Origin of the sequence: Rhodococcus sp. ENV425, from assembly GCF_002887785.1 — a bacterium.
GTDB lineage: Bacteria > Actinomycetota > Actinomycetes > Mycobacteriales > Mycobacteriaceae > Rhodococcus > Rhodococcus aetherivorans.
Genome location: NZ_PCZU01000227.1, coordinates 1 through 10,427, shown reverse-complemented (window position 1 = coordinate 10,427; position 10,427 = coordinate 1). Strand labels below are relative to the sequence as shown.

Here is a 10,427-nt window from a genome sequence, read left to right as displayed (position 1 = left end):
GGCCCGAGACGATCCCGCCGATGGGGCGGGCGACGAAGCCGACCGCGACGGTGGCGAACGAATTGAGCGCGGCCACGACCTCGCTGCCGGTGGCGAAGAACGTCTTGTTGAACACGAGCGCCGCGGCGGTGGCATAGATGAAGAAGTCGTACCACTCGAGGGAGGTCGACACCGCGGCAGCGAACGCGGCCTTGCGGGCCGCCCGGCGCGAGTGCGGCGGGGCGGCGGGTGGCGGAGAGCTGGGCGCCGTCTCCTGCGCCTGTGGAACCGAGGGGGTGGCCATGGCTGCCCTTCCTGCGAACGTGTGTAGCCAATCGATCGTTCGGTTAGCAGTCGATAAGTTATGTGACGCGCCGCACAAAGTCAAACGCACGCCGAGGGTGAGGTCGGCCTCGTGGGGACCTGCGAGCGAGGGGCCCGTGGGACCAGCCGTCCTCGAGTGTGGGTCGTTCACCGCCTGGAGCTGGTCGGATAGCAATGTGTGGTGCTGGAGACGTGGTGTATACGACTGCTCCTGTGCGCGCGGGCAGGAACGCCTGTCAGGCGGGGCGGGGGCGCCGTCGGGGCTGAGCTCTCTGCGTAACCGTCCGAGTTTCGAGCCGACCGACTGTTTACTCGGCCTGCATGGATGCGTCGGCCGGGGCGGCGCGGCGAGATGTCTCGGCGTCGGCGGTCGCTGTGCGGGCGAGGTCGCTTCCCGGTGGTGCATCACGCCGTTGTCGTCGCGGGTCAGGTCGGTGTGGTCGTGGGTCAGGTCGCTGTGGTCAGGTGAAGGATCAGGGGCAGAGTTACTACGGACAGGACTGTCTGCGCTCCGGTGATGGACGCCATCAGTTGCGAGTCGCCGCCCATACGTCTGGCGAGAATGTACGCCGAGGGCGCGGTGGGGACGGCGCAGATGAGCACGACGGCGGTCAGGGCTGCGGCGGTCAATCCCAGTGCACTTGCGAGGGCGGCGGCCGACAGAGGAAGGGCGACCAGTTTGATCGTCGACGCGATGGTGATGTCGAGGCCGTCGCGGAGCCGCACCCGAAGGGTGATCGCCGCCCCTGCCACGAGTGTGCCGGTGACAAGTGCGGGTTCTGCCAACATCTCCACCGGTACCGCAATCGCCGGGGGCAATCCGATGCCGGTGAGGTTCAGCGTCAGGCCCGCAACGCATCCCAGAATCAAGGGATTGGTGCCCAGGTGGCGCCACGTACTCGACATTGCAGCCGCGTGATCGCGGGCACCGTAGAACGACAGCGCGGTGACCGACACGACGTTGACCAACGGAACCATCACCGATGCCGCGAGTGCGAAGGCGGCTACTCCGCCGGTGCCTTCGAGCGCCGAGGCGAACACCAGCCCTATGTAGGTGTTGATGCGGATGCTTCCTTGCACCAGCGACGTGAGCTGCGGTCCTTCGGCCCGTAGTGGTCGACGAAGGGCGACGAGCAACACGGACACAGCCAGGACCGGGATGGACAAACTGAGAAGCAACGGGACCGGCGATACCTCCCGCAACGGGGTCCGTGCGATCGATTCGACGAACAGCGCAGGCGTGAACACGTGGTAGCTCAGCCACTCCATCCCGCGCCAGAAGCCGGCGTCGGTGACGACACGGCGACGGAGGACTGCGCCCAGGGCGAGGATGAGAACGATGGGGAGAACGGCGGTGGTGACCAGGTGCACGCGACCACCGTGGTGCAATCGGTCAGTGCAGTTCAACCATGACAACATGACCGGTGCGCTGCTGGCCGCGGACCTCGTGAACCTCGGGGAGAGGAGCGTGTGGACCGTCCCGGAGGTCCAGGCCGTGTTTCGCGAGCACGTGATCCGGTGGTCGGATGTCGACAAGAGCGACGTGCCGGCGCTGCGTCGGTGGACGACCCGGCTCCGGGCGGTGTTCGTGGCGCCGGACGAGGAGCAACGCTGCCGGTCGATCAACGCCCTCCTGCTCGACGGGGTAGCCAGCGTGTATCTCACCACGCACGACAACCACCGTCCTCATCTGCATTTCACGCCGGACGAGAACGACCTCGTCGGGCGTGTGATGGCGGTCACCGCGGGTGGGCTCGCGATCTTCACCGTCGAGGCCGAGGGGGGTCGTCTGGGCGCGTGCGCGAACGCGGAATGCGTTCGAGTGTTCGTCGACCCCAGCCGCAACGGCCGCCGGGCGTATTGCAGTGCCCGTTGCGGCAATGCGGACGCGGTACGCCGCCACCGAGCCAGGAAGTCCCACTGAGTGCCCGTGCACGACTGCATCGTCACGCAATCGATCAACGCAGTACAGGCCTTACACGCCAACTTTCGGGCCCGACGGGGAACGTCGGACCGTCCTGGCGAACCTGTGGGGGCGAGGGGCAGCGAGGGTGGACGAACGATGCCGAGGTCCGCCGTTGCTCGAGTCCGGCTGCGCCCCTCAGTCGGTGTGGCCCGCGAGTTGCTCGGAGAGGGCGAACAGTTCGGGGGAGTACTTCGGCGCCATCACATGGTCGAGGAACACGAGCAGGGGAACCGCCAGTGCCCGTACCGCCCTGCTCAACAAGGGAGTCTCCTTCCGGTGCAGCGGGTTCGGCTCACCGGTAGACCAGGCCGCCGTCGATCAACCCGGACTGGCCGGTCATGTAGTCGGAGTCCGGGCCGGCCAGGTAGGAGACGTAGGCCGCGACGTCCTCCGGCGTCTGCGCGCGGCCGAGCGCGATGCCGCCGACGAACTTCTCGAACGTCGCTCCCTTCGGTGCCCCGGTCAATGCCGCGAAGCGTTCGTCGATGGTGACCCACATGTCGGTGCCGACGACGCCGGGGCAGTAGGCATTGACGGTGATTCCGTCGGACGCGTACTCCTTGGCCGCGGCCTGGGTGAGCGCCCGCACGGCGAACTTGGTTGCGGAGTACACCCCGAGCATCGCGAAGCCCTCGTGGCCGGCGATCGAGGACGCATTGACGATCTTGCCGCCGTGCCCGCGCTCGCGGAACTTGGCGGCGGCGATCTGGATGCCCCAGAGGACGCCTTCGACGTTGACCGCCATGATCCGGGACACCTCCTCCGGCGTCACGTCGGCGATGGGGTTCACCTGTGCGATGCCGGCGTTGTTGACGATGATGTCGAACCCGCCCAGTTCGGTCTCCGTCCGGTCGACGGCGGCTCGGATCTGCTCGCGGTCGGTCACGTCCGCAACGACGGAGATCGCCTTCGAGCCGGCGGCCCGCACCTCGTCCTCGACCGCGGCGAGCTTGCCGCCGTCGACGTCGAGCAGTGCGATGTCCGCACCGTCCGTCGCCAGCCGCAGCGCGATCGCCCGTCCGATGCCCTGCCCGGCGCCGGTGACCAGCGCGACCTTGCCTTCGATGCTCATACCGGCTCCCGTCCATAGTGACCTGTGTCACTCGAAGGGAACCAGTGCGGCGGGGGGTGCTCAAGCGTTGCAATGCGCTGCATCGGGGGTGGCGCCCGCGCCGGTAGGGTCGGATCCGGCACGACGGACGGAGGAACCCATGAGCACGCTGCAGACCCTCGATCGTGGTCTGCGCGCGCTCGACATCATCTCCCGTTCGCCCGCCGGTATCACGGTCGCGGACCTCGCCAAGGAACTCGGGATCGCGCGGGCGATCTCCTACCGGATCGTCGCAACGCTCGAATCGCACTCGCTGGTGGTGCGGGCCGACGACGGCCGGATCCGGCTCGGCGCCGGTGCCGCCGTCCTTGCGTCGCGGTTCGTGCCCCAGTTTCAGCATGCGGCCGGTCCGGTGCTGCACGACCTGGCCGAGCGCACGCAGGCGACGGCTTTCGTGTCCGCCGCGCAGGGGGACGAGTGCATCGTCATCCTCGTCGCGGAGCCGGAAGGGGCGCTCCTGCACGTGGGATACCGGGTGGGCAACCGGCACCCGCTCGACCGCGGGGCGGCGGGGATCGCGATCCTCGCGCTGCGACCCGAGGACGCGCGGGACCCCGAAGCGGTGAAGCAGGCCCGGGCGCTCGGCTACAGCGTCACGCGCGGACAGCTCGAGCGCGGCGCCGTGGGTGTCGCCGCCGGGGTGCGCGCGCCGCGGGGGGCCGGCCTCGAGTGCAGCGTCGGGGTGGTGGCCATCGCCGGTCTCGACGTCGATGCCGCGGCCCTCGCGGTCGGTGACGCGGCGGCACGGCTGAGCGCTCTGCTCACCGACTGACACTCCCATCGTCGTTCACCCGGACGTCGGCCCGGGATGGACGGAACTGTGGTCGGCGCCGAGAAGGCAAAGGCAAGAAGGTCATCGGCTCCTTGCCACTTTCAACATATAGCGCGCGGGGGGCCTTGCCGCAAGACCCCGGTGGTGCTGCAGAATCGCCAGCCGAAGCCGGAACCTGCGGAAACGGGAGATTCGCGAGGTGGGCGTCCAACCGCCGGTAGGACTCGGGTGGTTGCGGGCACCCGGCGCCCGGGTGCGGGTGTGCGGGCCCGCCGGACTGTGTGGAGCAGCCGGCCGAAATACAACGTTGTCGAACGGGGGATTTTTCATGATCGATGTGATCGTTACCGGCGGCGGGCCGACCGGTTTGATGCTGGCCGCCGAGTTGCGGCTGCACGGCGTGCACACGCTCGTGCTCGAGAAGGCGACGGAGCCGACCGCGCAGTCCCGCGGACAGGGCCTGCACGCGCGCAGCGTCGAGATGATGGACCAACGCGGCCTGCTGGACCGGTTTCTCGCGGTCAGTGAGAAGTTCCGGGTCGGCGGTCTCTTCGGCGGCATCATGAAGCCGTGGCCGGACCGGGTGGACACGGCGCACCCGTACGGCCTCGCCACTCCGCAGCCGGTCACCGAACGGCTGCTCAACGAGCACGCCCTCGAACTCGGCGCCGAGATCCGGCGCGGCTGCGAACTGGTCGGGCTGAGCCAGGACGACCACGGGGTGAGCGCCGAGCTGGCCGACGGTACCCGGCTGCGCTCGCGCTACCTCGTCGGCTGCGACGGCGGCCGCAGCACGGTGCGCAAGCTGCTCGGCGTCGGTTTCCCCGGCGAGCCCAGCAAGGTCGAGACGCTGCTCGGTGAGATGGAGCTGACCGAGGACCCGGCGACGGTGGCCGCCGTGGTCGCGGAAGTCCACAAGACCCATCTGCGGTTCGGCGCCGTACCCCTCGGGGACGGGGCGTACCGCGTCATCGTGCCCGCCGACGGGGTGGCCGAGGACCGGGCGGCCGCACCGACCCTCGACGAGTTCACCCAGCAGCTGCGGGCGATCGCCGGCACCGACTTCGGCGCGCACTCGCCGCGCTGGCTCTCCCGGTTCGGCGACGCCACCCGGCAGGCCGAGCGCTACCGGGTCGGGCGGGTGCTGCTGGCCGGCGACGCGGCACACATCCATCCGCCGACCGGCGGGCAGGGACTCAACCTCGGCATCCAGGACGCGTTCAACCTCGGCTGGAAACTGGCCGCCGAAGTGGGCGGCTGGGCTCCGGAGGGACTGCTGGACAGCTACCACGCCGAACGGCACCCGGTGGGCGCCCGCGTGCTCGAGAACACCCGCGCGCAGATCACGCTGATGGGAACCGATCCGGGTGTGATCGCGCTGCGGGAACTGTTCTCGAAGCTGATGGACTTCGAGGAGGTGAACCGGTACGTCACCGAGATGATCACCGCGGTCGGGGTCCGCTACGACTTCGGCGAGGGCCACGACCTGCTCGGCCGGCGGATGCGGGACGTGGGGCTGAAGCAGGGTCGCCTCTACGAACTGATGCACGGCGGCCGCGGACTGCTCCTCGACCAGACCGGACGGCTTTCCGTGGCGGGCTGGGCCGACCGGGTCGACCACGTCGTCGACGTCAGCGAGGAACTGGACGTGCCCGCGGTGCTGCTGCGGCCCGACGGCCACGTGGCGTGGGCCGGTGACGATCAACAGGATCTGCTCGGCCGGCTGACCCAGTGGTTCGGCGCTGCCGCCGGCTGAGCGCGCGGAGGTGCTCGAAGGGGCAGGACCTGCCTCGGGTACCGGCTCGTGACGTCCGGTCCTGATGCTCGGTGGCGGCGGCCGCGCGGGTGCCGGGGAGTCCTGCGGACGTTGGCCCGGCTGCTGTGACCGCGGATCCCACTTGACCTCTCCTGTGACGCCGCTTACTCTGCTGCATGTCCGTATATAGGACGAAACTGTTCGATAAAAGTAACAGTGCTGTTGGAGAGGTTTTCGGTGTCAGCATGAGTGCATCAGTTCCGGCGTCGGCGCCGGCTTGTCCCGTCGACCACGCGGCCCTGGCGGGCGGCTGCCCGGTGTCGGCGAACGCCGCGGCGTTCGATCCGTTCGGTTCCGCGTACCAGACCGATCCGGCCGAGTCGCTGCGCTGGTCCCGCGACGAGGAGCCGGTGTTCTACAGCCCCGAACTCGGCTACTGGGTCGTCACCCGGTACGAGGATGTGAAGGCGGTGTTCCGCGACAACATCCTGTTCTCGCCGGCGATCGCGCTGGAGAAGATCACTCCCGTCTCGGCGGAGGCCACCGCCACCCTCGCCCGGTACGACTACGCCATGGCCCGGACCCTCGTGAACGAGGACGAGCCCGCCCACATGCCGCGCCGCCGCGCGCTCATGGATCCGTTCACCCCGAAGGAACTGGCGCACCACGAGGCGATGGTGCGACGGCTCACGCGCGAATACGTCGACCGCTTCGTCGAATCCGGCAAGGCCGACCTGGTGGACGAGATGCTGTGGGAGGTTCCGCTCACCGTCGCCCTGCACTTCCTCGGCGTGCCGGAGGAGGACATGGCGACGATGCGCAAGTACTCGATCGCGCACACCGTGAACACCTGGGGCCGCCCCGCGCCCGAGGAGCAGGTGGCCGTCGCCGAGGCGGTCGGCAGGTTCTGGCAGTACGCGGGCACGGTGCTCGAGAAGATGCGGCAGGACCCGTCGGGACACGGCTGGATGCCCTACGGGATCCGCAAGCAGCGGGAGATGCCGGACGTCGTCACCGACTCCTACCTGCACTCGATGATGATGGCCGGCATCGTCGCCGCGCACGAGACCACGGCCAACGCGTCCGCGAACGCGTTCAAGCTGCTGCTCGAGAACCGCGCGGTGTGGGAGGAGATCTGCGCGGATCCGTCGCTGATCCCCAACGCCGTCGAGGAGTGCCTGCGCCACTCCGGGTCCGTGGCGGCGTGGCGACGGGTGGCCACCGCCGACACCCGCATCGGCGACGTCGACATCCCCGCCGGCGCCAAGCTGCTCGTCGTCAACGCGTCCGCCAACCACGACGAGCGCCACTTCGAGCGCCCCGACGAGTTCGACATCCGGCGCCCGAACTCGAGCGACCATCTCACCTTCGGGTACGGCAGCCACCAGTGCATGGGCAAGAACCTGGCCCGCATGGAGATGCAGATCTTCCTCGAGGAACTCACCACGCGGCTTCCCCACATGGAACTCGTACCCGATCAGGAGTTCACCTACCTGCCGAATACGTCCTTCCGCGGACCCGACCACGTGTGGGTGCAGTGGGATCCGCAGGCGAATCCCGAGCGCACCGATCCTGCTGTGCTGCACCGGCATCAACCGGTCACCATCGGAGAACCCGCCGCCCGGGCGGTGTCCCGCACCGTCACCGTCGAGCGCCTGGACCGGATCGCCGACGACGTGCTGCGCCTCGTCCTGCGCGACGCCGGCGGAAAGACATTGCCCACGTGGACTCCCGGCGCCCATATCGACCTCGACCTCGGCGCGCTGTCGCGCCAGTACTCCCTGTGCGGCGCGCCCGATGCGCCGAGCTACGAGATTGCCGTGCACCTGGATCCCGAGAGCCGCGGCGGTTCGCGCTACATCCACGAACAGCTCGAGGTGGGAAGCCCGCTCCGGATGCGCGGCCCTCGGAACCATTTCGCGCTCGACCCCGGCGCCGAGCACTACGTGTTCGTCGCCGGCGGCATCGGCATCACCCCAGTCCTGGCCATGGCCGACCACGCCCGCGCCCGGGGGTGGAGCTACGAACTGCACTACTGCGGCCGAAACCGTTCCGGCATGGCCTATCTCGAGCGTGTCGCCGGGCACGGTGACCGGGCCGCCCTGCACGTGTCCGAGGAAGGCACCCGGATCGACCTCGCCGCCCTCCTCGCCGAGCCCGCCCCCGGCGTCCAGATCTACGCGTGCGGGCCCGGGCGGCTGCTCGCCGGACTCGAGGACGCGAGCCGGAACTGGCCCGACGGGGCGCTGCACGTCGAGCACTTCACCTCGTCCCTCGCGGCGCTCGATCCGGACGTCGAGCACGCCTTCGACCTCGAACTGCGTGACTCGGGGCTGACCGTGCGGGTCGAACCCACCCAGACCGTCCTCGACGCGTTGCGCGCCAACAACATCGACGTGCCCAGCGACTGCGAGGAAGGCCTCTGCGGCTCGTGCGAGGTCGCCGTCCTCGACGGCGAGGTCGACCACCGCGACACGGTGCTGACCAAGGCCGAGCGGGCGGCGAACCGGCAGATGATGACCTGCTGCTCGCGTGCCTGTGGCGACCGGCTGGCCCTGCGACTCTGAATCACCGACCTTCGAAAGGATCCGTCATGGGATCTACGCTCGACCCGATCGCCGTGCGCACCGCGCCCACCGCGCCGGACGTGCCACGCAGCAGCTTCAAACGGGTCCTCACCGGAAGCATGGCCGGTGCCGTGCTCGAGTGGTACGACTTCGCGATCTACGGCATTCTCGCCGCCACCGTCCTCGGCCCGCTGTTCTTCCCCGGATCCGACGGCATCACCAAGTTGCTTCTCGCCCTTGCCACCCAGGGCCTCGGCTTCATCGCCCGGCCACTCGGCGGCATCGTCTTCGGCCATCTCGGCGACCGGTTCGGCCGCAAGCCGATGCTCGTGATCACCTTCGTGATGCTGGGCACCGCCACCGCGTCGATCGGGCTGCTGCCGACCTACGAGCAGATCGGCATCTGGGCCACCGTCCTGCTCGTCGCGCTGCGCATGATCCAGGGCTTCGCGCTCGGCGGTGAATTCGGCGCGGCCGTGCTGCTGGTGAGCGAGTACGGCGAGCCGAAGCGCCGCGGCTTCTGGGCGTCCTGGCCGCAGGCGGGCGCACCGTCGGGCACCGTGCTTGCCGCCGTGGTCGTCTCGGCCCTGGTGTTCCTGCTCCCGGCCGACTCGTTCGACGCATGGGGCTGGCGGATCGCGTTCCTGTTCGCGATTCCGCTCCTGATCATCGGCTTCTGGATCCGGCACGGCGTCGAGGAGTCCCCGGTGTTCCGGGCGGCGCAGGCCTCCGCGGCCGGCCGCACCGAGTCCCGGTCGAGCATCGTCGAAGCGCTGTCCCGTCCGCGCCCGGTGCTGCTCGGCATCGGCATGCGGCTCGGCGAGAACATCGCCTTCTACGTCTACACCGTCTTCGTCATCGCGTACGCCACCACCTACCACGGCTTCGCGCGGGGCGAGGTGATACTGGCCGTGACCTTCGCGTCGGTGTTCCAGTTCGTCGGCGTGATCGGTGGCGGCCGGTGGTCCGACCGGGTCGGCCGCCGCATCGCGATGCTGGTGCCCGCCGTGGTGCTCGTGGTGTGGGCGCCCGTCTTCTTCTGGCTCGTGCAGATGCAGAGCGTGCCGCTGCTGTGGGTGGGTGTGTGCGTCGGTGCCTTCTTCCACGGTGCTCTCGCCGGCCCGGAGGCGGCCTGGATCACCGAACTGTTCCCGACCCGCTACCGGTACGCCGGCTCGTCGCTCGTGTTCCAGGGGTCGTCCATCATCGCCGGCGCGCCCGCGCCCTTCATCGCCGTCTGGCTCATCGACCGCTTCGGCGTCGGGACCGTCATCGCGTACCTGGTGGTGACCATGATGATCACCGTCGTCGCGGTGCTGAGCAGCCGCGAGACCAAGGGCATCGATCTCGACCGCATCGAGTGACCGGACACCGTTGCCGGGCGGCCGTGACGCCGCCCGGCAACGGCCGTCCCGGTTACCCCGTCCGGACGGCCGTCCCGCGGTACGGTCGGACCGGAGGTGATCGACATGGAAGAGATCGCAAAGATCGTCGGTATTGCTTTCGTCTACATCGTCGTCGCAGAGGTGATCATCGGTACGCTCGCCCTGCTGATCATTTCGACGATCAGTCCGCACTTTCTGCAGCGCAAGCCGAAGTACGGCGCGACCGGACCCCGTTACGGGTCCACTAGCCCCAGCCCAGCTCGTGCAGCCGAGCATCCTCGATTCCGAAGTAGTGAGCGATCTCGTGAATGACCGTCACCGCGACCTCGTGCACCACGTCGTCGTCGGAGTCGCAGATGTCGAGGATGGCGTCGCGATAGATGGTCACGGTGTCCGGTAGCGCACCCGCATAGTGGCTGTCGCGCTCGGTGAGCGCGATCCCGTGGTAGAGCCCGAGCAGATCGGGCTCTTCCTCGTTTCTGGGCTCGACCAGCACCACCACGTTGTCGATGGCCCGGGCGAGTTCCGGTGGGATCAGATCCAGGGCCTCTCCGACGAGCTCGTCGA

General features: G+C 68.9%; 9 protein-coding genes and 1 pseudogene. 5 read left to right on the top strand and 5 right to left on the bottom strand.

Annotated features, from left to right (window positions below; genetic code table 11):
• Positions 1-283 (bottom strand): annotated as a pseudogene (locus tag CQZ88_RS31425) (MFS transporter); the annotation flags it as partial.
• A 467-nt stretch (positions 284-750) separates the two neighbouring features.
• A complete protein-coding gene (locus CQZ88_RS19665) occupies positions 751-1,674 on the bottom strand; it encodes an AEC family transporter (protein ID WP_050034364.1) in 924 nt (307 codons plus the stop codon).
• Between the two features lie 25 nt (positions 1,675-1,699).
• Between CQZ88_RS19665 and CQZ88_RS19660 the strand changes: the two genes are divergently transcribed.
• Positions 1,700-2,227, top strand: coding sequence for a CGNR zinc finger domain-containing protein (locus tag CQZ88_RS19660; RefSeq protein ID WP_102800184.1), 528 nt, complete (start codon positions 1,700-1,702; stop codon positions 2,225-2,227).
• A gap of 177 nt (positions 2,228-2,404) precedes the next feature.
• Here CQZ88_RS19660 and CQZ88_RS31420 read toward each other — a convergent pair whose 3' ends face one another.
• The gene (locus CQZ88_RS31420) at positions 2,405-2,527 is read right to left on the bottom strand and encodes a hypothetical protein (RefSeq protein ID WP_258008691.1); all 123 of its coding nucleotides are present in this window, start codon (positions 2,525-2,527) and stop codon (positions 2,405-2,407) included.
• Between the two features lie 34 nt (positions 2,528-2,561).
• Positions 2,562-3,341 (bottom strand): acetoin reductase, encoded by a 780-nt coding sequence (locus CQZ88_RS19655; protein WP_006944547.1) that lies wholly within the window; start codon positions 3,339-3,341, stop codon positions 2,562-2,564.
• Between the two features lie 139 nt (positions 3,342-3,480).
• Here CQZ88_RS19655 and CQZ88_RS19650 point away from each other — a divergent pair, with 139 nt between their 5' ends.
• From CQZ88_RS19650 to CQZ88_RS19635, 4 genes are all read left to right on the top strand, one after another.
• Complete coding sequence (locus CQZ88_RS19650; protein ID WP_006944546.1) at positions 3,481-4,152, top strand: IclR family transcriptional regulator; 672 nt, start codon at positions 3,481-3,483, stop codon at positions 4,150-4,152.
• Between the two features lie 328 nt (positions 4,153-4,480).
• Positions 4,481-5,908: a rifampin monooxygenase gene (gene rox / locus CQZ88_RS19645; RefSeq protein WP_050034366.1), complete on the top strand. Its 1,428-nt coding sequence runs from the start codon at positions 4,481-4,483 to the stop codon at positions 5,906-5,908.
• 245 nt (positions 5,909-6,153) lie between these two features.
• Positions 6,154-8,475 (top strand): cytochrome P450/oxidoreductase, encoded by a 2,322-nt coding sequence (locus CQZ88_RS19640; RefSeq protein ID WP_043798771.1) that lies wholly within the window; start codon positions 6,154-6,156, stop codon positions 8,473-8,475.
• 26 nt (positions 8,476-8,501) lie between these two features.
• The gene (locus tag CQZ88_RS19635; protein WP_102800183.1) at positions 8,502-9,839 is read left to right on the top strand and encodes an MFS transporter; all 1,338 of its coding nucleotides are present in this window, start codon (positions 8,502-8,504) and stop codon (positions 9,837-9,839) included.
• A gap of 265 nt (positions 9,840-10,104) precedes the next feature.
• Here the strand turns inward: CQZ88_RS19635 and CQZ88_RS19630 are convergent.
• On the bottom strand, positions 10,105-10,427 hold a 323-nt coding region (locus tag CQZ88_RS19630; protein ID WP_102800182.1), incomplete at its 5' end, for a metallopeptidase family protein.

Excerpts from the sequence above, each read along its gene's own strand:
- CQZ88_RS19655 (WP_006944547.1), bottom strand. The coding sequence starts at position 3,341 with ATGAGCATCGAAGGCAAGGTCGCGCTGGTCACCGGCGCCGGGCAGGGC.
- CQZ88_RS19650 (WP_006944546.1), top strand. The coding sequence starts at position 3,481 with ATGAGCACGCTGCAGACCCTCGATCGTGGTCTGCGCGCGCTCGACATC.
- rox (WP_050034366.1), top strand. The coding sequence starts at position 4,481 with ATGATCGATGTGATCGTTACCGGCGGCGGGCCGACCGGTTTGATGCTG.
- CQZ88_RS19640 (WP_043798771.1), top strand. The coding sequence starts at position 6,154 with ATGAGTGCATCAGTTCCGGCGTCGGCGCCGGCTTGTCCCGTCGACCAC.
- CQZ88_RS19635 (WP_102800183.1), top strand. The coding sequence starts at position 8,502 with ATGGGATCTACGCTCGACCCGATCGCCGTGCGCACCGCGCCCACCGCG.